Raw genomic sequence first — 22,895 nt, forward strand, 5'->3', positions numbered from 1 at the left:
CACGCCGGTATCGCCCTGGCTCGAACGCGAGAAGACCGAATCCGTCTTTCGCCGCGATGGCGTCTGTAGCAAAACCTCGTTATCGAGCCATCCTGCCATGTGCAGTCAACCGCTTGAAGCATACCGCCACGCAGAGGCTCGGTGCTGGTGGACAAGCGCCATATCGACAGGCGGCTGCTCTGGTGAACATCCGTCATCCTGGCCTTTCCCACAAGCCAAGCCGCCACCGTCTCGCGCCGTGAAGGCGCGTCCCGGCAGCGATTCCAATCAACGAGAGGAAACAGATGTCCTGAATCCTGTTACCAGGGAGCAGCCATGCGAAAGCCTTCATCCGGCCCCCAAGCCAAGGTCTTCTACCGTCCGATCGAGGCAGCCATCCAGTGGGCGGGGCTGTCGCGTTTCGAACGCCGCATCCTCGATGTCGCCAAGGGGATGAACCGCTTGCCCGAGCACCCCGAACTGGCGCGCTGGCCACAGCTTCGCCTGAACGCGGAACGGATCTACGACGCACTGGTGCATCTCGACCTTCCCTACGGCAAGGATGGCCTCACGAGCAACGATCCCGCCTTGCTCGATGACCCTGGCCTCACGATCCGCCACGTCGATCTGAAGGCATGGATGATCCGTTTCTATCCCGACCAGCGACCGGCCTTCCTGTTCGATGCCTTCGAGCGTCACCTGCACCCGGCCGTCAGTGTCGATGCGGTGCAGGCACTGGTCATGGATCGCGAGGCGTTGAAGCTCCAGCTTGCCGACAGGGTGCAAGCCTGGGATGCGCTCTATGCCCAGTTCCAGGCGCTCAGCCAGGAGCACCAGGCGCGCACGGAGCGCGAGAAGCGTTCCGGGGTGCCGGGCGCCCGCAGTGAGTCCACCTACCTGAACATCGTTGGCGGTCTTCTGACCCTGCTGCTGGGCAAGTCGCCCAATGGCGTTCCCTATTCGTCCTTCGAGACGCTGGAATCGGTCATCAGTGCGCTGGTTGCCCATTACGGCGACAAGTCCGGGATCAGCGAGCGAACGCTGTGGGCGAAGTTTTCGGCAGCCAGGCGTCATCTCGCCACCCAGGACCGCTGACTGCAAGTGCAGACGCCGAGCCTGCACTTGCGGTGACTGCGCGGGAACCGCGCTATCGAATACGGGGCACGTCCATCACCGCCGCTACACAGCGCCAAGGAGTGCCCCTCGTGACTGCCCAGACCATCGCCACCGCGACGCCGAACGAACACCGCATCCTGCGCCGCGCGGAAGTCGAGGCCAAGACCGGCTTCAAGCGCGCCCACATTTACAACCTGATCAAGGAGGGCAAGTTTCCCAAGCCCCTGCGCCTCGGGGTACGCGCCATCGGCTGGGATTCGGTGGAGATCGATCAGTGGATCACCGATCGACTCAGGGAACGGGCGTGAGCCCGCGCTCCGTCGGAATCCCTTCCACGAGGAGTCGCGCCATGCAGGTGGTATCCATCATTTCGACCAAGGGTGGCGTCGGCAAGACGACCACCGCGGCGAACCTGGGCGGCTTCATCGCCGATGCAGGGCTGCGCGTGCTGCTGCTGGACCTGGACGTACAGCCCACCTTGTCGAGCTACTTCACGCTCGGCACGCATGCGCCTGCCGGTATCTACGAGATGCTGGCCTTCAACGAGCAGCGTATCGAGCAATTGGCTTCGCAGACCGCTGTGGCAGGTCTCGACCTGGTGGTGTCGAACGACCACCGCGGCGAACTGAACACACTGCTGCTGCATGCACCCGACGGGCGCCTGCGCCTGCGTCACCTGCTTCCCTCGCTGGCGTCGCACTACGACCTGCTGCTGATCGATACCCAGGGAGCGCGCAGTGTGCTGCTGGAGATGGCGGTACTGGCCTCCAGCCTGGCGCTGTCGCCGGTGACACCGGAAATCCTGGCGGCGCGTGAGCTGAGGCGCGGCACGCTGCAACTGATCGAGGACATCGCTCCGTATCGGCACCTCGGCATCGAGCCACCGCCGCTGCGCTTGCTCATCAACCGCGTGCATCCGGTTTCGTCGAACGCCCGACTGATCCAGCAGGCCCTGCGACAAGTGTTCCAGGCGCACGCTGGCATACAGGTCCTGAACACCGACATCCCGGCCATCGAAGCCTACCCACGTGCCGCAACACGAGGACTGCCGGTGCATCGCGTCGAGTACCGGCAACCAGTGGGCCGTACTGCGCCTGCGGCGTTGGAGACGATGCGTGCGCTGGCTGGCGAGTTGTTCCCGGCATGGCGGGAGCGCTTCGCGTGCGTTACCGGCAGAGGCCGCGCAGGGGGAACCAGTCATGCCGAACGCGCATGAACTGGCCCGCGGCCATGCGCGGCTGCGCGCGCTGATCGAGTTCGCGCTGGGCGAAGGCTGGCACGTGAAACGCACGCGCGGCGGGCACCTGATGTTCACCAAGCCCGGCTGCGCCGCGATCTACACCAGTTCGACTGCGAGCGATCACCGTGCCAGCCGCAACGCACGCGCGCAGCTTCGCCGCGCCGATCGACAGGCACCGGCGGCATCTCGGGAGAGCAGCGATGGCTGAGCCGACGCCGCAGGACATGGCCGTCAAGCTGCTGGCCAAGGGCTTCGAACGCAGCGGTCCTTCGGCCGCAGTCTTGACCGACCCCATTGCCGACACACCGATGGTGGTGACGCTGGACGAGTTGCGCCCCTATGAACATGACCCACGCGTGACGCGCAACCCGGCCTACGAGGAAATCAAGACCTCGATCCGCGAGCGCGGGCTGGATGCACCGCCCGCAATCACGCGCCGGCCGGGCGAGGCGCACTACATCATCAGGAACGGTGGCAATACGCGGCTGGCGATCCTGCGCGAACTGTGGAGCGAAACCAGGGAAGACCGCTTCTTCCGGATCGCGTGCCTGTTCCGCCCGTGGCCGGCGCGCGGCGAAATCGTGGCGCTGACCGGGCATCTGGCCGAGAACGAGCTGCGTGGCGGGCTGACCTTCATCGAGCGGGCGTTGGCCATCGAGAAGGCGCGCGAGTTCTACGAGCAGGAAAGCGGCCAGGCGCTGTCACAGAGCGAACTCGCGCGGCGGCTGACGGCCGACGGCTATCCGGTGCCGCAGTCACACATCAGCCGCATGAACGATGCGGTGCGCTACCTGCTGCCGGCGATACCGAACCTGCTCTACGGCGGCCTGGGACGACATCAGGTGGAACGGATCGCGGTACTGCGCAAGGCGTGCGAGCGCACCTGGGAGCGGCGTGCGCTGGGCCGCACGGTGGCCGTGGACTTCGCCACGCTGTTTCAGGATGTGCTGACGGGGTTCGACACGCAGCCGGATGACTTCTCGCCGCAGCGGGTGCAGGACGAACTGGCGGGCCAGATGGCCGAACTGCTGGAGGCGGACTACGACACGCTAGCGCTGGAGATCGACGACAGCGAAAGCCGCCAGCGTGCGCTGACCAGCGATCCGGCGGCGCTGACGCCTCCGGCAGCGCCTGTCGTGCCTGCTGCTACTTCCGCACCGGTCTCCGAGCCTCAGCAGCCACCCGGGTCGTCCGTACCGCGCGACACCACGCCAGTCGCGCCTTCAGCGCCAGCAGCGACACCGCCTGCATCGTCCGAAGCGCTGGAGGACCAGCACGGACCACGCGACGATCGCCTGCAAGGGCACATCGTGACACCGGCGCCGACCACCGAGCGCCTGCAATCCATCCAACGGATGGTCGCGGATCAGCTCGGAGACAATTTGCCCGACTTCGAGACCGACGCGCTGCGTGCGATCCCCGTGCAGGCCGGGGGGCTCTTTCCCATCTCGGACGTCTGGTACATCGAGCCGGGGCTGGACGTGCCGGATCGCCTGCGCGTGCACATTGCGCAGTTCGCGCGCGAGATCGCCGAGGAAGCGGCCGTCGCCGACCACATCGAGGCCAGCATCGGTGGCATCGGCTTCGTCTGCGCGGCGCCGGCCGTGGGCCACGCGAAGGCGCTGCCAGCATTCGCAAGGGCGGTGCTGACCCTGCTGGATGCGCTGAGTTCGGCGCCACCCACCGCGAACGGCTTGGACCGTGCACTGCTGGCCGACGAGTTGGCGGCGCTGCTGCATGGCCACGGCGGCTCGGCCACACGCCTGAGCGATGCTGCGCTGGTGAAGCTGTTCCGCCTGCTGCGCCTGGCGCGCCGGCTGCTGGATCTGGAAGCCGGCGTAGCGAGCCAGGATTCCTGAGCGCAGGAGGCTCCCGCATGTCGGCACCGCACCCACTCAACCAGGCCGTGATCGCCCAGGCCCTGCATGACCTGCGCAACGGCCAGTTGCGCCGCTGCAAGGCCATGGGCTTCGGCGAGGAGGAACTGGACGCGCTGAAGCACCCCGAACTCGTGAGCATGCTGGTGAATGCCACGGTGTCGTGGTGTTCGGTGTCGGTGAACCGGGAAGTGTTGAAGCGGCTGCTGAGCCAGGTGCACGACGTGGAGCGGGAGATCGCTACGGTGGACCGCATGCTGCGCCTGGGGGCGAGCACGGAGATGGTCAGCAAGTTCTACGGCCTCACGCATCAGGAAGTGGCGCTGCGCCGCGACATCCTCGGGCTGCCCAAGCGCAAGGGCCGGCATCCGGTGCTCGACGAGGCGCAGGACGTAGCTTTGTGGGAACGCTGGAAGGCCGGCATCACGGAGCGACACATCGCACTGAACGACGACATGGCGATGCTGGCGCTGACCATGGACTTGGCCGAGGCCATGAGCCTGCCGATGTCGGTGATCTGGTCGGCGATACGGAACTGGGTCGACCAGGGGCTGGTGTAGCCATGACCACGGGCGGCGCACCACGGCGCGAAGGCCCCGTTGCGCTGTCGGCGGTGTTCGACGAGGCGCTGCGGCACCTTGGGCCGCAGGAACCGGCACAGGGCACCGCGCCGGCCGCCGACGGATTCCTCTATAGCGGCAACCGCCATGAGAGCGTGCCGCGCAGGCTGCTTTTCGACCGGCGCCTGACACCGCTGGAGCGCAACGCCTGGCAGGTGTTCCGCCTGCAGATCAACGACGACGGCGTGACCGCCTTTCCCACCTACGACCAATTGCGCCCTTACTTGGCCTCGATGCCCTGCGTGGCACAAGCCTCGCACGAGACTGTGGCGCGCGCCCTGACGCTGCTGCGGCTGACGCGCTGGCTGAGCCTGGTGCGACGACGGCGCGACCCGAAGACCGGCCGCATCCAAGGCAACCTCTACGTGCTGCACGACGAACCGCTGTCGCCCTTCGAGGCGATGCAACTCGATGCCGACTACCTCGGACTGGTCAGCCAGGCGCTGACCCATGCCGCCAAGGCGGTACAGATCGTGGGCATGAACACACTCAAGGAGATTGCCGAAGACCCACTGCTCAGCGGCCGCACGCTGCCGACCCGATTGCAGGTGCTGGCGCAGCGCATGGCGCAGCATGGCTGGACGACGCCAGGTTATCCACAGGAGGGTGCGGACCACGAATCCGAAGAAGGCCAGGAAGCCCTTCTTCGGAATGCTGCGCGCCCGTCTTCGGAATCCGAAGCAGGGCCGAAACCCGCGCCGGATAGCTCTCTTCGGATTCCGAAGGAGGACCGTACAGTACGTAATGATCGTATAAATGAAGTACGTACAGTACCGCGCGCGAGGGCCTTGCAGAACCTGCGGCTGCCAGACCGCTTCCAGCGTTTGAAGCACGAGCAGCAGTCCGGCGCGCTGGTGGCCTTGCGGCAGGTGGACGAAGCCCAGCGGCAGGCGGTGCTGGACGAATGGGAGGCGCGCTGCTGCAACAGCTCGGTGCGCAACCCGGCTGGCTACCTGTTCGGCATCATCCAGAAGGCGATCCGTGGGGAGTTCAAGGCCTGGGCGGGCGACAGCGCCACGGTGCCGCCTGCTTCCCGTCCACCCGCGCCGGCACCGGCGCCATCGGCACCGCCGGTATCCCCCGAAGTGGCGCGCGCCCACCTGGCGCGGCTGCGGGCGGCCCTGCGCGACCCGTGACCGGCCGAGCTATCCCCAGGGGATAGCTGGGACAGGGAGCCTTCTGGCGGGTCAATCCGGCTACACCCTTGCCAAGGTCTCAATTGAGATACAAAATAGGGGCTAATGCATAACAGGAGAAGTAACGATGGCCGCACAGACTTCGATGCTGCACATCCGTGTGGACGATAAGCTCAAGGCCGATGCCGCCGAGAAGCTCGCCGGGGTCGGCCTCACCGTTTCGGACGCCGTGCGCATCCTGCTGACCCGTGTGGTCAAGGAAGGCGCGCTGCCGGCTGGCCTCACGGCCGACCCGGAGGCCTACGATGCCTGGTTCCGGGCGAAGGTTCAGGAGGCGCTGGCCGACACACGGCCGCCGGTGCCGCACCAGCAGGTCATGGACGAGGCGCAGGCCCTGATCGACAGGAAGCGGCGTGCGCGTACTTGAGTGGCGGCAAGCTGCCCGCGCCGACCTGCTGGCGATTGTTGACTACATCTCGGACGACAACCCCGATGCCGCGCAGCGGTTGAAGGACGACATCGAGGCCAAGGCCGCGAAGCTGCCGGAGCGCCCGAAGCTCTACCGGCCTGGCCGCGTGGCCGGCACGCGGGAGATGGTCGTGCGTGCGAACTACGTCGTGGTCTACATGGAGGACACCCGCGCGGTGTCCATCCTGCGCGTGTTGCACGCCGCGCAGCAGTGGCCGCCGGCACGGGAGTGAAGGCGGTTTTCCTCACTGGAGATTCACCATGAATGCCAAGGAGCCTGAAGCAGCCAAACTCAAGGCGCTGCAGGAAGCAGCTTGCATGGGCTGGGCCGACATCGCCGCCGGCCGCCATGCCGGTGTCGCCGACGGCCAACTCGAAGGTTTCATTGCACAGTTGGGACAGCAGACGGCGCTTGCCGTCGCTACCCGCCGCGAGGCTATCCCCAGGGGATAGCTGGGACAGCCAGCCTTCCCGGCACGGACAAACCAGGCGCACGCCGATTGCGGTTTGTTGACTGACGGCCTTCCGGTCGGTGCCGATGCTGGCGACTCGTTCCGTTAATGCGAGTCGTCACCCATGGCCAATGAACCCCTGCAATTGAATCTCGGGTCGCTGCGTAGCGCGATGTCGCTGACGCTGCACACTCATCACGCTTCGCGCATCTGGCACGGCCGTGCGCCGACCGAGGGACGCGCCGGCATCATCGGTCTCAACGGCTTCATCAGCGCCATGAACAAGATGAAGCGCGGCGCCGAGCAGGACGATCCGTACTCCGATTTCTGGATGCTGCGTATCGAAGACAAGCTGGAGCAGACCAAGAGCACGCTGCAGGCGCTGCGCGAGCAGGTGGACCAGGCGCTGGCTGATGTACCCCCGGCGCTGTCGTTGGGCGATAACATGAACGTGCAGCCGGTGAAGCTGCCGCTGTTCGTGAATGCCCAACTCGGCTTCATGGCGGTGTACCTGCTGGCCGACTACGACGACCTGGCGCGCAAACTCATCCTGGCGCACCACACGGCGCTGATCGACCGCAGCACCTTGGAGCGCTGGCTCAATGATGGTGCGCACGCGCTGCGCAGCCTGTTCTCGCTGGCCCAGCAGTACCGCTACTCGGGTACGACGCGCGACGACTTCGCGGCGAAGAACGCGGCGGCGCGAGCTGCGTTGGAGAAGTTCGGCGAGCTGCCGCAGGACGTGCTGGAAGGCACGCGGCGCTCGCGCTTTGCGCCACCCATCGCACGGCGGGCGAACCGGCCCGGTGCGCCGGCTGCGGCGCCTGCCGCCGATGCGGTGAAGCTGGCACCGAAAGATGGCGCAGCCGATGGGGCACCAGACGAGGATGCCGCGGCATGACGGCATTGCCCCCTTCCGCGCGCTTCGTTCCGCTGGAACAGACGGACTTCCGGCGGCTGGAACATGCGGCCTACCTAAAAGGCCTTTTACAGCCTTTTAAGGGTAAGGGGCGTCTGGAGACCTGGGCCAGCCAGTGCGCAGCGCTGCGCGACGACCTGATTGGCCTGGCGCAGCGGCGTGTGCTGCCCCAGGCACGCGCCTACCCCTTCAGCCTGCTCGACGTGCAACTGGCCCAGCAGGCCACTGGCGCAGGGACGACCTTCCTGCGTTGGCGCAACCTCGACCGTTCCTCCATGGGCGTGGCGTTGTGGGAGGCCCTGCTGGCCAACCCCGCAACGCCGGGCTCGCTGATCGACGAGCTGTACGCGATCGAACTGCAGCGCATCGTACTGAACATGCAGATCAGCCTGACCCACAGCATCGCTCGCCAAGCCCTGGAATGCGCCAACAAGGCCGCGCAGGCCGAAGCGGTTTACCTGCGGCGCGTCCACGGGCGTATCGCGTCCGTTCCACCCACCACCAAGGAGTCACCATGAGCACGCACTTCGTCGGCGAGGGCAACATCGGTTCTGCGCCGGACTACCGCGAATTCCCGAACGGCAACGACGAGCCGCGCCGGCTGCTTCGCCTGAACGTCTATTTCGACAACCCGATCCCGAAGAAGGACGGCGAGTACGAAGATCGCGGCGGCTTCTGGGCGCCGGTGGAGCTGTGGCACCGCGACGCCGATCATTGGAAGACGCTGTATCAGAAGGGTATGCGGGTGCTGGTCGAGGGCCGCACCGTGCGCGACGAATGGGAGGACGCCGACGAGAACGAACGGGTGACCTTCAAGGTTGAGGCCCGGCGCGTGGGCATCCTGCCGTACCGCATCGAGTCGGTGGCGCTCAGCGCCAAGCCGGCCGGCGGACAGTAGTTCGCCCATCGCCGTTCCCCCGAGGGCGGTTGTAGCAACCGTCATACGCCCGCGATGCACCAGCAGCTATCCCCAGGGGATAGCTCCAAGGTCGTCCACGGAGTTCCAGCCGCCCTCCCGAAACGACGCTCTTGCTGTGCCAGCACCTGCGGCTGCGCCAACGGACCGCCTGCCGATCACAAAGCGGTGTCTGCATCAATCGGCTTCCTTGCTGCCGGCATCTCCCGGTCCCGCCAAGCTGACGCCCATCCGATGACCCGCACATTTCCAAGGAGGCTTCATGCGCGTGTTCCTGTGCGAGAAGCCGTCCCAGGGCAAGGACATCGCCCGTGTGCTGGGTGCCGGTCAACGCGGCAACGGCTGCTACAGCGGCGCCGGTGTCGTCGTGACCTGGTGCATCGGTCATCTGGTGGAGGCGGTTCCGCCCGAAGGTTACGGCGAGCACTACAAGCGCTGGGCCATCGAGCAACTGCCCATTCTTCCTGAGCGTTGGCGTGTCGAGCCCAAGGCGGCGACCGCAGCGCAATTCAAGGTCGTGCAGCAGTTCGTCGCCAAGGCGAGCGAGTTGGTGATTGCGACCGACGCCGACCGCGAGGGCGAGATGATCGCCCGCGAGATCATCGACCTATGCGGCTACCGCGGGCCGATTCAGCGCCTGTGGCTGTCGGCGCTCAACGATGCGTCGATCCGCAAGGCGCTGGGCGCGCTCAAGCCGTCCGCCGAGACGCTGCCGCTGTATTTCTCCGCACTCGCCCGATCGCGCGCCGACTGGCTGATCGGGATGAACCTGAGCCGCCTGTTCACGCTGCTGGGCCGCCAGGCCGGCTACAACGGCGTGCTATCGGTCGGGCGCGTGCAGACGCCGACGCTCAAGCTGGTCGTGGACCGTGATCGCGAGATCGCGCGCTTCGTCTCGGTGCCGTTCTGGGCCATCGAGGTCGCACTGTCGCATGCTGGCCAGACCTTTGTCGCAAGCTGGACACCGCCGCAGGGTAGCACCGACGAAGCCGGCCGTTGCCTGCAGCAGCCGGTGGCGCAGCAGTCCGCCGAACGCCTGCGCGCGGCCGGCACCGCCCAGGTGCTGTCGGTGGAGACCGAGCGCGTGCGCGAAGGCCCGCCGCTGCCGTTCGACCTGGGCACCTTGCAGGAAGTGTGTTCCAAGCAGTTGGGCCTCGACGTGCAGGAGACGCTGGACATTGCACAGGCGCTGTACGAGACGCACAAGGCGACGACGTATCCGCGCTCGGATTCGGGCTACCTGCCCGAGAGCATGCTGGCCGGGGTGCCGGCCGTGCTCGACAGCCTGGTCAAGACCGATCCCAGCCTGCGGCCGTTGATCGACCGCCTGGACCGCCAGCAGCGTTCGCGAGCGTGGAACGACGGCAAGGTCACGGCGCATCACGGCATCATCCCCACGCTGGAGCCGGCCAATCTCTCGGCGATGAGCGACAAGGAGTTGGCCGTCTACCGGCTGATCCGCGCCCACTACCTCGCGCAGTTCCTGCCGCATCACGAGTTTGACCGGACGGTGGCGCAGCTCACGTGCGGCGGGCAGTCGCTGGTGGCGGTGGGCAAGCAGATCGCGACGGCCGGATGGCGCCAGGTGCTGGCGGCGCCGGCCCTTGACGACACGGACGGAGAGGATGCACGGTGCGGCCAAGTATTGCCAGCGTTGAAGGCTGGCGATGCCTGTCAAGTCGGTCAGGTCGAGCTGAAGGCATTGAAGACGCTGCCGCCCAAGCCCTACACGCAGGGCGAGCTGGTCAAGGCCATGAAGGGCGTCGCCAAGCTCGTGACCGACCCGCGCCTGAAGCAGAAGCTGAAGGACACCACGGGCATCGGCACCGAGGCGACGCGCGCCAACATCATCAGCGGGCTGCTGGCCCGCGGCTATCTCTTGAAGAAAGGCCGTGCCATCCGCGCGTCGGATGCGGCCTTCACGTTGATCGACGCCGTGCCGGCGGCCATCGCCGACCCGGGGACCACAGCGGCGTGGGAGCAGGCACTGGACATGATCGAGGCCGGCCAGATGACGCTGGACACCTTCATCGCCAAGCAATCGAGCTGGGTCGCCCAACTCGTGCAGCAGTACCGCGGCGCCACGCTAGACCTCAAGCTGCCGCCCGCGCCGGACTGCCCGCAGTGCGGCGCCCCGATGCGCCAGCGTAGCGGCAAGAGCGGCGCGTTCTGGTCGTGCAGCCGCTACCCGGACTGCAAGGGTACGCAGCCGGTCGAAGATGCCGCGGCAGGCAAGCACGGCGCACCCAGCCCGCGGCGTCGGCGCCCCAAGGCGAACTGACGCCCACGTCTCCCTCTGCCACGCCGGCTCTTGCGGACGGCGGGGCAAACCTCCCGCGCCCCGCGGGACTCCCCAGCGCGCGTTCCCTTCTGCAACGGTGTGCGCGTCCTGCACAGACCAATCACGGCTTGCAGGGCGAGAAGGTCATTGCTTCGTCGAATCGCGCTCGCCGCGATTCCGCTGATTGACGTGCTTCCGTCCATCCGCGAGCGGTCTCCTGACGCCTTGGCCCGCAAGGCTGCGAGGTGCCAGGAGACCGCTTGCGGTCGACGGTATTCGGTGCCGGTGCCCGCCGGCGGAACAACGGGTTCCCTTTGTGTGTGGATGCACGCCAGAGGATGCCGGCCCCAGCCACGAAACGGGCCGGGTGAGATTGCTGACGCAGCGAATGGCTTTGACGACGGCCTGGCCTGCTTGCAGCCCACAGGTGGATTGATTCTTCTCCAGCCGAAGCCCTACGGGGCTTCGGCGCCTTTGTCGTGGGCGGACAGATCGTGCACTGCTGCTGCCGGCAGTGCTCGGGCCAAACCGGACGGCGGGCGGTTCCGTTTGATCGGCGACGGTGCGCCGCCGCGCTTCCATCCTTCCCGCATGTGTCGCTGACGGTCGTCAGCACCATGCCCTGGCAGCTCCGGTCTTCAAGGCTGCAACGCGCCTCGCCGCGTTGACCGATCCAGTCCGCCTCGCACCGACCACCGCGGACGCGCGTCGCCACGACGCGGGTGTTTTCGATGTTCAACCTTTCGGGAGGTCTCCGCTCCCGACAGGGCGTGGTGCTCCCGGTCTTCAACCACCAGGAGAAACCATATGTCCCTCGCGTTCGCATCGGCACCTTTGAGTGCTGAACAGGCCCGCGCCGAATCCATCGGCTACCAGGCCCTGGCCTACGTTGGCAAGCGCCTGCCCCTGCAGGTGCTCTGCAGCGCAGCCGGCCACTACATCGGCACCGCCGATGCGGATGGTCCCGTCTCGCGCGAGTCGGTCAGCTTCTTCCGCTCGCACCACGCTGCCGAGCACGCCCTGCAAACGGGCCGCTGGCAGCAGCGCCTCCACCCGTGAATCCCATCATCAGGAGCCCCCGTCATGAACCGTGCTCTGCCTCAAGAGGTACTTGATCAGATCAAGCTGGAAAACCAGCACTTCGCCGCCGCGCCCCAAGCCTTCTTCGAGGCGTGGAAACGCGGCGTCAACATCGCCGGTGCCGAATGGTTCGGCGACGGCACACGCGAAGGTCTGCAGCGTGCCACCACCAAGTGGGACCTGCGGCCCAACATGCTGATGCTCAACGACGCCCTGGGCGTGCTGAGCAGCGGTCAACGCATGTTCCTCTCCGCGATGGTGAGCTTCTACAACGCCCGCGAGGGCGGCGCGATGCTCAAGCGTTGCGGCTTCGAGGGGCTGTCCGACTTCGGCGGCCTCGATCTGGAACGGCGCCAGGTCATCGCTGACCTCACGCTGCACTACAACGGCTGGTGAGCCGCGCCTGGCAACCCACCGTCTTTTCATCCCACCCCACGAGGGACATGCGTCCCCGTTCGGGGCCATGTCCCTCCTTCTTTTCGCAGGAGCGGCCATGTCCCGAGTCAGCATCTTCCACTGACCTGCACCGCCCGCCACCAAGGCGGCCCGACGCCGCGGCCGGCTGACCGGTTGCCACTTCATCCACTCGCTGGGGTTCAATCCCCGGCAGGGGATTGCCGCGGCCATCCTCTGCTGGAGGAATCCCATGTCCCATTCCAACAATCCCTTCGTCCGCGGCTACGATGGCCTGTCCGTGCAACGGCTGCTGGCGATTTCCTACGACGACGACTGCCCGCTGAGCTATCTGCCGCTGCACGTCTCGCAGTCGCACCTGCCGGACAGCCAGGTTGAGCGCCATGCCTGCGTCTTCTGCGACGACTTCGCGCTGATCACCGAGGGCCAGAACGTGCCGCCCGAGCTGGACGCGCAGTGCCCCAGCCACGGCATCGCCCGAAACCTCGTCTACGCCGTCATGGCCGAAGAAGCCGGCCAGCCGCTGCACGTCGGCGATACCTACTCCGAGGAAGCCGCGCGCGGGGTGTTACGCCGCCTGCGCTTCGAGACCGGGTTCTACAGCCGTGCCTGGGAAATCAGTTCGGCGCACATCACCGAGGAGGCCAGCCGCTATCTGGCCAACCTGGCCGACATCGCCACGCCGAGCGGCTTTCTGTTCGTCGCCTTCCGCATCCCGTACAGACCCGCGATCGGCGTGAAGTTGATTGCCACCCCCTGGACGGATGCGAACCTGCAGCATGTCGAGGGCATCACAGCCGAAGAACTGCGGCAGGAGCACCGGGCCAAGGGCATGCCGGAGTCCCTCGTGGAAGTGTTGCACCTGGCTGCGCTCGCCGACGTTCGCATGTTGGTGTTCGATGCCGACGCGCCCGTGCTGGACGGACTGACGCTCTACGACGACGAGTAACCCGCAACCCATTCGACCCCCATGTCGGGGCTCTTTCTTCTTCATCGAACTCGGTGGCGGCTGCCGTTTTCAGAAGACGATTTCCGGAGACATCCGACGCTCATGGCGCTTCCCTGATGCCCAGGCCAAACCATGACCTCTAGAGGGTGCTTCGACCCTTGAATGACGCCCCTTCTCATCGCAACAGTCTATTGCTGGATCAAACGCCGGGCTGCAGCTCCACACGCACCTCGCGCGACTTGCCATCCCGCTCCACCAATAAAACCACCACATCGCCAACCTGCTTGTCATCGAGCCGGGCCAACAACTCGGCCACATCGTCTATGGGCGCGCCATCGATGTTGACGATACGATCACCCGGGACAATGCCTTGCGGTGAGACCTCGATCCCGACAAGCCCCGCCTTCTGTGCGGCCGAGCCTGGGGTGACCCGCAACACGAACACGCCTCGGCTACCCGTCATGCCCTGCAGGCGCGCGTTGAGCTGTTCGTCCACCTCGATGCCCAGCGCCGGGCGGATGTACTTGCCGTTTTTGATGAGCTGCGGCACCACCCGCATGACGGTATCGACCGGCACGGAAAAACCGATGCCGGCCGATGCGCCGGATGGGCTGTAGATGGCGGTGTTGATGCCGATGAGTCGTCCGGCGGAATCGAGCAGCGGACCACCGGAGTTGCCCGGGTTGATGGCGGCGTCAGTCTGGATCAGGTGCTCGATGGCTGGGCCTCCCGCTTCGCCCGGCAGGCTTCGGTCGAGCGCGGACACGATGCCGGTGGTCAGCGTCCAGTCGAGCCCGAACGGATTGCCGATGGCGAACACCTTCTGCCCCACCTTGAGGTCAGCACTGGTACCCACTGGCACCGCCGGCGGGCGTTTGAAGCCGACACCGATCTTGAGCACCGCAATGTCGTGCGCCGGGCTGGCGCCGACGAGTGCGGCCTGGTAGTCGCGTCCGTCGGCCAGTTTGACCGTAGCAGAGGATGCCCCTTGGATGACATGGAAATTGGTCACGACATGACCCGCTTCGTCCCAGATGAAGCCTGACCCCGTTCCGCGTGGAACCGAAAAAACATTGCGCGACCAGACATCACGCACCAACTGCGCCGTGGAGATGAAGACGACCGATGCACGCGACTTCTCGAACAGCTCGATCGTGGCTTTTTCGTCCTGCGCCAGGTCACCGCGCGGCGTGACAGTGCGTTCGGCCGCCTGCTCAGGCGTGAACCACGCTTCGATGGCGGGGAGAAACTGCCACAACAGCATGAGCGCCGCGATGCAGGCAGTGATGACCAGCCAGCGTCGGACAAAATGGTCTGGTGCTGCGCGGTTATAGGGGTCGATGTAGGCCATAAATATCTCCGGTTGAAAATCAGCGCCACAGACCACCCGGCCGCCAACGCGGAGAGCGCGGCGAAACAGTGGAGTTTGGCAAGAAGTGAGGCGAATGAAGTGGCGTCGGATGAACCGGCGCCGACAGCTCCCGCAAACGTTCGATTCGCGCAGCGGTTGCAGGGTGTGTTCGCAGCCAAGAAGGCTCAGGATTGCCCCAGCCCGGCAGCAGCCAGGCACGCCAGGATCGGCTGACCCGCTCGATTCTCGCCAACGCAAGGGCGAGCCCCTGCGGATCGCCCGTCAGCTCGGCCGCCAGCCGATCGGCGTCGAACTCGCGCACCCACGATAAGCCGAGCTGGGCCAGCAGCGCCAGTTGCGGCGCGATCGCCAGCAACAGTAACGCGGGCCAATTGACATCCACCGCACCCAACAGCAACGCCGGCAAACTGAACAGGATGGCAACTTGTCCGAGCACAGCCATGAAATATGTCAGCCGGCTGATGGAGTCCGCCAGCCCCATCACGCGCAGGTCCTCGTTGGCGATGTGGGCCACCTCATGGGCAACGACGCCGGTGAGCTCGCGCGGCGTGAGGCTACGCAGTAGTCCATCGGTGAGCACGATGGCGGAGCGATGGGCCGAACCGGTGGCGAACGCATTGACCATGGCACTGGGGGCGTAGTGCGGCACCGGCACGGCAGGCAAACCGGCCCGTGCCGCCAGCTCGCGCACCAAGGCCCACAGATCGGGCGCTTCGCTCGGGTGCAAGGCACGCGCACGATAGAGTCGCAGGGTCAGACTCGACCCAGCGGTAGGCTCGACGAGCAGCGCAAGGCCCCCTGCTGCCAGTGCCAGCCATAGCCCCATATCGCCGAAAAGCAGGCTGCCGGCCATGGCGGCGATGCCGAGAAGGGTCACCACGAGTAGCGCTGTTTGCAAGCGGTTGAGCCAGTGATGCCGCGACCAGGCCTCTCCGGTGTCGCCAAATTCATGACGGTTCACGCGGGGCTTCCTCGGTCACTCTGTCATCGCGCTCGCGCAGCAGCCAGTAAGTAGCCCCCAGGGCCAGGGTCGCCCCCGCCAAGGCGGCCACTTTGCCCGGGCTGACATCAGGGTCGAGAATCACGAATTTGCGCGCCAGCGCGATCAGCGCGATCAGGATCACCGTCTTGACCTGGATGATGCTGTCATGGCGCAATGCCACGCGCACGATCGAGTGCTTGAACTCCATCGCGATCAACAGCGTCATGATCATGCCGAACACGCTCTGGAACACCTTGTGATCGAGCGGATTGAAGGCATTGATGATGAGCAGGGTGAAGACGATGGAGATCAGCTGAATCAGCGACACGACGACGATCACGGCAATCACCGCCGACAGGAGCAGCGCCACGACCTGCTCGAAGCGTTCATAGAAGCTCATGACGGCCCACTGGTCGCGAAAAAGCCGAAATGGGTTGAGACGTTCTGATTTCATAAGAAACTTGCACCCGTGTAGTTCATAAAGTAGTGGCATTGCGCATTGAGGACAGTGCGCCATTGGCAGCGGTGACTGGAATACCGCCGAGCTGCATCACTTGTTCTGCCAGCCCCAGCGCCGGGGCAATGGCTGCCTTGTACACGTGAACGTTCGGCAGTTCCTTCAAAACAAGGGCTTCGCTCTCACGCCAGCACACAACCACGACGGGCAAAGCCGGGTGGTGCTGACGCACCGCCCGCACAATGCGGGACGCCGATTGCGGATGGGGGAGCAGTGGCACGCTGGCCAGATCCTGAAACACCAGCACAGCAATGGCGCTGCGGCCATGTCGTGTCGTCAACTCGCCTTGATCGGCCAGTTTCCTGCTGACGAGTGCCGTGGACGACATCGCCGCAGCCGCGCCCAGCAGCGTAGCTGCGTTGGGCTCAAGCGGGAGGTGATCGAGCTGAAGACTGGCCACGATCCCATGGTCAGCATGCCGGACGAGCTGGCGCGGGCGCTGATGGCATAAAGGCCATCGAGCGGCAAGCGAGCGGGCACGAAGGCCGCAATCACGCATACCCGTTACACTCGTCCTTTGCCAATCTCACCAGCTCGTCACCATGATCGTCTCACGCTCCGTCTACGACGCAGTACTCCACATCCAGCAGGAGCCGGCCGACTTCGACCCGGCCAACCCCTTGCACCAGACTGCGCTCGACGCCGGCGTCGCCGAAGTGCATGGCGACCGCATCGAACTGACGCACAAAGGCGAGCTGGTGCTGGGCCTGTAGCAGGACACGACCGGACCGCACGAACACCCGGCCCCGCGCTACGCGTTCGAACGCGCTAAGCTTTCGCCCTCCCATTTCTCCCCCGGTGCGCCGAGAGCGCGGCCTTGCTGGAGGCGGCACGTTTGCCAGGATCGTGAAATATCACCAAAGATGATGATTTAGATGATAAAAAATTATTTGTTCTGATATTTGTCTCTTCATATACTCGACCTGTCATTCCGACGGCGGCCCCTTTTCAGCGCTGCCAGGCTTCCTGCGCTCGTGAAAGCCTCAGGCCTTGTGACGGGTGCCCCAACCACGTTACCAGAACAAGGAGACATGATGAAAACCGGCCTGCCAAAGACCACCCAGACTACCCGCCGTGCGCTGAGCAAGGGCATCGCAAGCATTGCCGTCGCAGCAAGCGTCGGCCTCCTGGGCGCTGCCGCGCCCCTCACCGCTTCCGCACAGGCGGTGAATTGGACCATCGGCTCATTCTCGGAAGGGTCGAGCTGGTATGTGTACTCGGTGAACCTGGGCGAAGTGCTGCGCGAGGCATTGCCGCCGGGCTCGACCGTCGACACCCCGCCCATCGCCGGCGGCATGGCCAACCCGCTGCTGGTAGCTGCCAACAAGGCCCAGATGGGTTTCGGTATGGCCGTGGTCAACAAGTGAGCCTACGAAGGCACCGCAGGCTTCAAGAAGCCGCAGAAGGAATTGCGCGCACTGGTCGGCGGCTGGGATGACTACTTCCTGGTTCCGCTGGCACGGGGCACCGGTTTCGCCAACGATCTGTCCGGCTTCTTCACGCAGGTACGTCCGAAGTCGCGCGTGACCCTGCTGCAGCGCGGCAGCGCCGGCGCCTTCGGCGGCCAGCAACTGCTGGATATCGCAGGCGCAGGCGAAAGCACGCTGGCCAAGCAGGGCGGCGCCTATGAATACGGCTCCTTCGACATGGTCAAGACGCGCTTTTCCGGCGGTACCGGCGACGTGTTCGTCCAGGTCGCCACGGCCGGCCATCCGGGCATCAGCGAAATCGCCCAGACCAACAAGGTCACCTTCCTGCAGCCCTCGAAGGCGGTCCTGGACGGCATGACCCAGCGCTATGGCTGGGGCACCAACGTCCTGCCGAAGGGCACCTTCCCCGGACAGGACCAGGACATCACGCTGCCGTCCACGACCACCGCGCTGTTTGCCAGCACCGCCATGTCGGACGATCACGCCTACCTGGTGGTAAAGACGATCTGCGAAAAGACCGACCGCCTGCGCTCCGCGCACAAGGCGCTGTCCCAGTTCGACTGCGCCAACGGCGTCTGGAAGGATGAGGTGAACGGATTGCCGCTGCATCCGGGCGCCGTGCGGTACTACAAAGAACGTGGCTGGATGAAGTGATCATGCAGGCGACCGCACAAACCCAAACCAACGACAGCGAAGCAACCGAATCGAGCGATCTGACGCTGCAACGCTGGTCCCAGTTGCTCGAACCGGCGCTGCTGATCGCGCTGGCATGGACGCTGGCCCAGATCGCCTTCGTGATCTGGCCCTCCATCGATACGCTCCAGCAGCGCTCGCTGCATGTGGGCTTCGCGGTCGCGCTCGCGTTCGCGATGTTCGGCCGCAAGGAACAAGGACTCGGCAAGCGGGTGGCCTATTACCTCGCCGCCGCGATCTCGTTCCTGCCGCCGCTCTACATCGCATTGAACGCAGATTTCCTGACGGCCGAGCGGATCCAGGGCCTGGACCCGGTCACGACCGTCGATTACGTGCTCGGCATCCTGCTGATCGTCGCGCTGCTGATCACCGGGCTCCGTCTGCTCGGCTGGGGTCTGACCCTGTTCGTGCTGATGTTCCTTGCGTACTTCTTCGTCGGCCCTTACCTGCCCGGCGAGCTGGCGCACCGCTACAGCGGCCTCGAACGTTTCATCGATACCGAGTTCCTGTCCATGCACGGCCTGTTCGGCGTGCCGGTCGCCGTCTCGGTCACCACCGTCTTCTACTTCGTCTTCTTCGCCGCCATCTACGACATCTATGGCGGCGGGCGCATGATCATCGATCTCGCGTTCGCGATGGCCGGCCGTTCCGTCGGCGGTCCGGCCAAGGCGGCGGTGGTCTCGTCCGGCATGCTGGGAAGCGTGTCGGGCAGCGCGGTGGCTAACGTGATGAGTACCGGCATTTTCACGATTCCGTTGATGCGCCGGGTCGGCTACTCGCCGGCCTTCGCCGGCGGCATCGAGGCGGCCGCCTCCACCGGCGGTCAGCTCGTGCCTCCGGTGATGGGCGCGGCCGCCTTCATCATGGCCGACTACCTGCAGGTGCCCTACCAGACGATCGCGCTGGCCGCCATCGTCCCGGCGATCCTGTACTACGTAGCCCTGATCTGGATGGTCGACCTGAAGGCACGTGCGTCCGGCTTCACGCGTCAGGAAGGCAGAGGTGGCGGCGGAAATTCAGACAGTCCGATAAGTGGAGAGCTCTGGGCCTGATCCGGCGATAATGCCGGTAAAGGAACCAGAGAGATGACCAAGAGAACGAGACGAACACACTCCGCGGCGTTCAAGGCCAAGGTGGCCTTGGCGGCGGTCAAGGGGGATCGCACCCTGGCCGAACTGGCTCAGCAATTTGATGTGCATCCGAACCAGATCACGGAATGGAAGCGGCAGTTGCAGGAGAAGGCGGCGGACGTATTCGGGTCGGCAGGACAGAGCAACAACGAGCCGCCGGCCGATCTGAAGGTGCTACATGCCAAGATCGGCCAGCTCACGCTGGAGAATGATTTTTTAGAAAGCGCGCTCACCAAGGCGGGATTGCTGAGCGCAAAGCGATGATAGACCGTACGCATGCACTGCCGGTGTCACGCCAGGCCAAATTGGTGGGGATTGCTCGATCGAGCGTGTATTATCAGGCCCGGCCTGTCAACGATAGAGATCTGATGTTGATGCGCCGGATCGACGAGCTGCATCTGGAGTTTCCGTTTGCCGGGGCCCGCATGCTGGCGCGGCTACTGCGCCGTGACGGCCATGAGGTCGGCCGACGACACGTGGGCACCCTGATGAAACGCATGGGCGTTAAGGCGCTGTATTGCAAGCCCAACACGAGCCGGCGCAACGTCCAGCACAAAGTTTGGCCGTACCTGCTGCGCGATATGCGGATTAACCGGGCCAATCAGGTGTGGGCGCTGGATACGACCTATATCCCGATGGCTCGGGGCTTTGTGTATCTGACCGCAGTCGTAGACTGGGCCAGTCGCAAGGTTCTGGCTCATCGGGTGGCCATCACGCTGGAAGCGGTGCATGCCGTTGACGCCTTGGAAGAAGCCTTTACCCGCTACGGGTTGCCTGATATCGTCAATACCGATCAGGGCAGCCAATTCACAGCCAGCGCCTTCACTGAAGCGGTACAAAGCCGAGGCATCCGGTTATCCATGGATGGCAAGGGAAGCTGGCGCGACAACGTGTTTGTCGAACGGGTATGGCGCAGCATCAAGTACGAGGAGGTGTATCTGAAGGCCTACGAATCGGTCAGCCAGGCCAGGCAGTCCATCGGGGCGTATATCCAGTTGTACAACCAGAGGCGCCCTCACTCCAGTTTGGCCGATCAGACCCCCGATGAGGCATACTTCGCGATGCTGCCTGCGATTAAAACGGCAGCATGATGTGCCCGGAGCGTTCCACTTAAAATCTCAAAATACTGTCCAAACAACCGGAGCCACCTCTGGCATGATCGGCAAATCGCTCGGCGAAGTCATGCGCACGCGCGGCCACATGATGCTCCCGCTGGGCTGGCTGGTGTATCGCATTGTCACCGGCTACCCGGTGCAGAACGCGGCACTGGAAGCTATCGTCGCCACCGTCGTGGTCGGCAGCCTGTTCCCGGGCACGCGCCGCACGCTGAAAACGGTGGTGGAATCGATGATCGTCTCGGCCGAACGCACGGTCACCGTGGCGCTGCCCTGTGCTCTCGCGGGTCTGGTGGTGGGCATCATTTCCTTCACCGGTCTCGGCACCAAGTTCTCGTCGCTGATGATCATGATCGCGGGCGGCTATGTTCCGCTGCTGCTGCTGACGATGTTCGCCAGCCTGGTGCTCGGCGCCGGCATGCCGACCACCTCGGCCTACATCATGGCTGCGGTGCTGCTCGGCCCGGCGCTGATCAGTGCAGGCGTGGAACCGCTGGTCGTGCACTTCTTCATCTTCTACTTCGCGATCCTGTCGATGGTCACCCCGCCGGTGGCGCTGGCAGCCTACGCGGCGGCATCGATCAGCGGCGGCTCGCCGAACCAGACGAGCATCTCGGCATTCATGCTGTCCGTGCCCGGCTTCCTGATCCCGTTCGCCGCCGTGCTGCATCCGGGACTGCTGCTGATCGGCGACTTCGGCGGCACCGCCTGGGGCATCGCGAACGTGCTGCTCGGCTTCCTCTCGCTCGGCGTGGCACTGGTCGGCTGGCTGTTCCGCCCACTGCCGGCGGGATGGCGGCTGTTCTTCGCCATCAGCGGGATGATGACCTTGCTGCCCGATCCGATGCTGACGGCAGTAAACGTGACGGTGCTGGCTGCGGCCATCGCCTGGCTCTGGCGCGGCGCACGGCTGCAGTGCGAGCGCGCCGCGGCACGCACGCCTGGATAGCGCACAATAGCGGCGACGCGGGTCCCGGAAGTCATGCCTGTGCGCAGGCATGACTTCCCGCAGTCTGCCCCCCGGTGTGAACAGGCGCTAAGATGACGTCTGCGATCCTCGCCGACACATCACGCCACCGGGTAGCCATGGAATTCCGCCAGATCCAGTACTTCATCTGCCTGTTCGAAGAAGGCACGGTCACGCGCGCTGCGCGCCGGCTGAATATCGTGCAGCCGGCGCTGAGCATGCAGATCGCCAAGCTGGAAGACGATCTGGGCCAGCAATTGTTCGAACGCACGAAACAGGGCATGGTGCCGACGGCTGCCGCGCGCAACATGTACCGGCTGTTCCTGCCGATCATGCGTGAGTTCCTGAATGCGCGCACGCAGTTACTCAGCAGTGACGGCGAGATCAGCGGCCACGTCAACATCGGCATGATCGCCTCGGTGACCGAAGGCGTACTGGCAGAGACGCTCAGCGTTTTTTCGGCGCGCTATCCCAAGGTCCAGGTGCGCGTCGCCGACGGCTATACCGCGACTCTGAGCGACTGGGTGGCCGGCGGCCAGATCGACGCGGCCATCATCAACAAGCCGCGGCGCCAGCTGGCACTCAACGTCGAGCACATCGCCGACGAGGAACTGCTGCTGGTGACGGGCACCATGGGACCGGTGCCGCTGCCGGCGCGCCTGACTTTGCACCAGATCGTCAACTCCAGCCTGAACCTGGTCCTGCCTACGCGCGAACATGGCCTGCGCGGCATTCTCGACAGCTTTGCGCAGCATGAAGACGTCGATCTGGCGCCGACCTTCGAGATCGATTCGCTGGCGACTTCGGTCAAACTGGTCGAACAGACGCCGAACCTGGGCACCATCTTGCCGCACATCGCCGTCTACGGCGGCCTGCTCGCTGGGCGACTACGCGCTCACGCGATCGTGTCGCCGCGCCTGATCCGGCAGGTGGTCGCGGTGTCGCACCCGCGCCGCCCCCTGAATTCGGCGACCAATGCGTTCATCGCGCTGCTCAAGGAGCAGATGCGCATACGGACGCACCAGCACGACGGCACCGGACCGGACGACGTGCTGGCCAACGTGTGAGGCGGTAACGGGGCGCCAGGCTGCGGCTGCTTCCAGCCGGAAGCAGCCTGGATCAGGCAGGAGAAGACAGGGGATGGGAACAAGTCTGGCAACTGCAGCTGGCGGCCCTCCTCACACGCAGGCCCGGGGACCACGGCGATCTGCTGCGGCACCTTCTCGAACACGATGACCCAGC

Annotated in this window: 27 protein-coding genes and 1 pseudogene; 24 read left to right on the forward strand and 4 right to left on the reverse strand. The window is 65.2% G+C overall.

Annotated features, from left to right (window positions below; translation table 11 throughout):
• Positions 1–315: 315 nt before the first annotated feature.
• The 17 genes from R4823_RS21690 (at position 316) to R4823_RS21770 (ending at position 13,447) form a co-directional block, all read left to right on the forward strand.
• The gene (locus R4823_RS21690) at positions 316–1,074 is read left to right on the forward strand and encodes a hypothetical protein (protein ID WP_087837840.1); all 759 of its coding nucleotides are present in this window, start codon (positions 316–318) and stop codon (positions 1,072–1,074) included.
• Positions 1,075–1,184: 110 nt separating this feature from the next.
• Positions 1,185–1,403 carry an AlpA family transcriptional regulator gene (locus R4823_RS21695; RefSeq protein ID WP_009461157.1) on the forward strand — a complete coding sequence of 73 codons (219 nt, stop codon included), beginning with the start codon at positions 1,185–1,187 and terminating at the stop codon, positions 1,401–1,403.
• Positions 1,404–1,444: 41 nt separating this feature from the next.
• Entirely contained in the window at positions 1,445–2,311 is an 867-nt protein-coding gene (locus R4823_RS21700; protein WP_087837841.1) for a ParA family protein, read from the forward strand.
• A complete protein-coding gene (locus tag R4823_RS21705; protein ID WP_087837842.1) occupies positions 2,295–2,543 on the forward strand; it encodes a hypothetical protein in 249 nt (82 codons plus the stop codon). Before R4823_RS21700 ends, R4823_RS21705 begins: the two co-directional genes overlap by 17 nt.
• Positions 2,536–4,194, forward strand: a complete 1,659-nt coding sequence (locus tag R4823_RS21710; protein WP_087837843.1) for a ParB family protein — start codon at positions 2,536–2,538, stop codon at positions 4,192–4,194. The genes R4823_RS21705 and R4823_RS21710 overlap by 8 nt, the downstream gene beginning before the upstream one ends.
• Before the next feature lie 17 nt (positions 4,195–4,211).
• Positions 4,212–4,772: a DUF2857 domain-containing protein gene (locus R4823_RS21715; RefSeq protein ID WP_087837844.1), complete on the forward strand. Its 561-nt coding sequence runs from the start codon at positions 4,212–4,214 to the stop codon at positions 4,770–4,772.
• Between the two features lie 2 nt (positions 4,773–4,774).
• Complete coding sequence (locus R4823_RS21720; RefSeq protein ID WP_087837845.1) at positions 4,775–5,968, forward strand: STY4528 family pathogenicity island replication protein; 1,194 nt, start codon at positions 4,775–4,777, stop codon at positions 5,966–5,968.
• Positions 5,969–6,095: 127 nt separating this feature from the next.
• Positions 6,096–6,395, forward strand: coding sequence for a type II toxin-antitoxin system RelB/DinJ family antitoxin (locus R4823_RS21725; protein ID WP_009618210.1), 300 nt, complete (start codon positions 6,096–6,098; stop codon positions 6,393–6,395).
• Entirely contained in the window at positions 6,382–6,669 is a 288-nt protein-coding gene (locus R4823_RS21730) for a type II toxin-antitoxin system RelE/ParE family toxin (RefSeq protein ID WP_020651212.1), read from the forward strand. Before R4823_RS21725 ends, R4823_RS21730 begins: the two co-directional genes overlap by 14 nt.
• Before the next feature lie 28 nt (positions 6,670–6,697).
• A complete protein-coding gene (locus R4823_RS21735; protein WP_087837846.1) occupies positions 6,698–6,889 on the forward strand; it encodes a hypothetical protein in 192 nt (63 codons plus the stop codon).
• Between the two features lie 123 nt (positions 6,890–7,012).
• Entirely contained in the window at positions 7,013–7,789 is a 777-nt protein-coding gene (locus R4823_RS21740) for a TIGR03761 family integrating conjugative element protein (RefSeq protein WP_087837847.1), read from the forward strand.
• Positions 7,786–8,325, forward strand: coding sequence for a DUF3158 family protein (locus R4823_RS21745; protein WP_087837848.1), 540 nt, complete (start codon positions 7,786–7,788; stop codon positions 8,323–8,325). The genes R4823_RS21740 and R4823_RS21745 overlap by 4 nt, the downstream gene beginning before the upstream one ends.
• A complete protein-coding gene (locus tag R4823_RS21750; RefSeq protein WP_013721963.1) occupies positions 8,322–8,705 on the forward strand; it encodes a single-stranded DNA-binding protein in 384 nt (127 codons plus the stop codon). The genes R4823_RS21745 and R4823_RS21750 overlap by 4 nt, the downstream gene beginning before the upstream one ends.
• Before the next feature lie 280 nt (positions 8,706–8,985).
• Positions 8,986–11,004, forward strand: coding sequence for a DNA topoisomerase III (locus R4823_RS21755; protein WP_087837849.1), 2,019 nt, complete (start codon positions 8,986–8,988; stop codon positions 11,002–11,004).
• 807 nt (positions 11,005–11,811) lie between these two features.
• Positions 11,812–12,063, forward strand: a complete 252-nt coding sequence (locus R4823_RS21760; RefSeq protein ID WP_026353305.1) for a hypothetical protein — start codon at positions 11,812–11,814, stop codon at positions 12,061–12,063.
• Between the two features lie 24 nt (positions 12,064–12,087).
• Positions 12,088–12,480 carry a hypothetical protein gene (locus R4823_RS21765; protein WP_087837850.1) on the forward strand — a complete coding sequence of 131 codons (393 nt, stop codon included), beginning with the start codon at positions 12,088–12,090 and terminating at the stop codon, positions 12,478–12,480.
• 250 nt (positions 12,481–12,730) lie between these two features.
• A complete protein-coding gene (locus R4823_RS21770; protein WP_087837851.1) occupies positions 12,731–13,447 on the forward strand; it encodes an ABC transporter substrate-binding protein in 717 nt (238 codons plus the stop codon).
• Positions 13,448–13,646: 199 nt separating this feature from the next.
• Here R4823_RS21770 and R4823_RS21775 read toward each other — a convergent pair whose 3' ends face one another.
• The 4 genes and pseudogenes from R4823_RS21775 to R4823_RS21790 form a co-directional block, all read right to left on the reverse strand.
• Positions 13,647–14,798, reverse strand: coding sequence for a trypsin-like peptidase domain-containing protein (locus R4823_RS21775; protein WP_087837852.1), 1,152 nt, complete (start codon positions 14,796–14,798; stop codon positions 13,647–13,649).
• A 19-nt stretch (positions 14,799–14,817) separates the two neighbouring features.
• Positions 14,818–15,780 (reverse strand): zinc metalloprotease HtpX, encoded by a 963-nt coding sequence (locus tag R4823_RS21780; RefSeq protein ID WP_087837853.1) that lies wholly within the window; start codon positions 15,778–15,780, stop codon positions 14,818–14,820.
• On the reverse strand, positions 15,767–16,255 hold the full coding sequence (locus tag R4823_RS21785) for a phosphate-starvation-inducible PsiE family protein (protein ID WP_087837854.1): 489 nt from the start codon (positions 16,253–16,255) through the stop codon (positions 15,767–15,769). The genes R4823_RS21780 and R4823_RS21785 overlap by 14 nt, the downstream gene beginning before the upstream one ends.
• Positions 16,256–16,526: 271 nt before the next feature.
• Positions 16,527–16,817, reverse strand: a pseudogene (locus R4823_RS21790) (cation:proton antiporter); the annotation flags it as partial.
• 43 nt (positions 16,818–16,860) lie between these two features.
• Between R4823_RS21790 and R4823_RS21795 the strand changes: the two are divergent.
• From R4823_RS21795 to R4823_RS21825, 7 genes are all read left to right on the forward strand, one after another.
• A complete protein-coding gene (locus R4823_RS21795) occupies positions 16,861–17,031 on the forward strand; it encodes a hypothetical protein (RefSeq protein WP_165963171.1) in 171 nt (56 codons plus the stop codon).
• A gap of 318 nt (positions 17,032–17,349) precedes the next feature.
• Entirely contained in the window at positions 17,350–17,685 is a 336-nt protein-coding gene (locus tag R4823_RS21800; RefSeq protein WP_087837856.1) for a hypothetical protein, read from the forward strand.
• Between the two features lie 42 nt (positions 17,686–17,727).
• Entirely contained in the window at positions 17,728–18,402 is a 675-nt protein-coding gene (locus R4823_RS21805) for a TAXI family TRAP transporter solute-binding subunit (RefSeq protein ID WP_087837857.1), read from the forward strand.
• A gap of 2 nt (positions 18,403–18,404) precedes the next feature.
• Positions 18,405–19,493, forward strand: a complete 1,089-nt coding sequence (locus R4823_RS21810) for a TRAP transporter large permease subunit (protein ID WP_338616096.1) — start codon at positions 18,405–18,407, stop codon at positions 19,491–19,493.
• A 33-nt stretch (positions 19,494–19,526) separates the two neighbouring features.
• Positions 19,527–20,662, forward strand: a protein-coding gene (locus R4823_RS21815) for an IS3 family transposase (RefSeq protein WP_087841031.1) whose coding sequence is annotated in 2 segments (ribosomal slippage) — positions 19,527–19,782 and positions 19,782–20,662 — 1,137 coding nt in all. Because the reading frame shifts where the segments join, the coding sequence is not laid out codon by codon here.
• Between the two features lie 64 nt (positions 20,663–20,726).
• Complete coding sequence (locus R4823_RS21820; protein ID WP_338616097.1) at positions 20,727–21,635, forward strand: TRAP transporter large permease subunit; 909 nt, start codon at positions 20,727–20,729, stop codon at positions 21,633–21,635.
• A 137-nt stretch (positions 21,636–21,772) separates the two neighbouring features.
• Positions 21,773–22,720, forward strand: a complete 948-nt coding sequence (locus tag R4823_RS21825; RefSeq protein WP_087837859.1) for a LysR family transcriptional regulator — start codon at positions 21,773–21,775, stop codon at positions 22,718–22,720.
• The last annotated feature ends 175 nt before the right edge of the window (positions 22,721–22,895 follow it).

Source organism: Pigmentiphaga sp. CHJ604 (assembly GCF_036972535.1).
GTDB classification, from domain to species: domain Bacteria; phylum Pseudomonadota; class Gammaproteobacteria; order Burkholderiales; family Burkholderiaceae_B; genus Pigmentiphaga; species Pigmentiphaga daeguensis.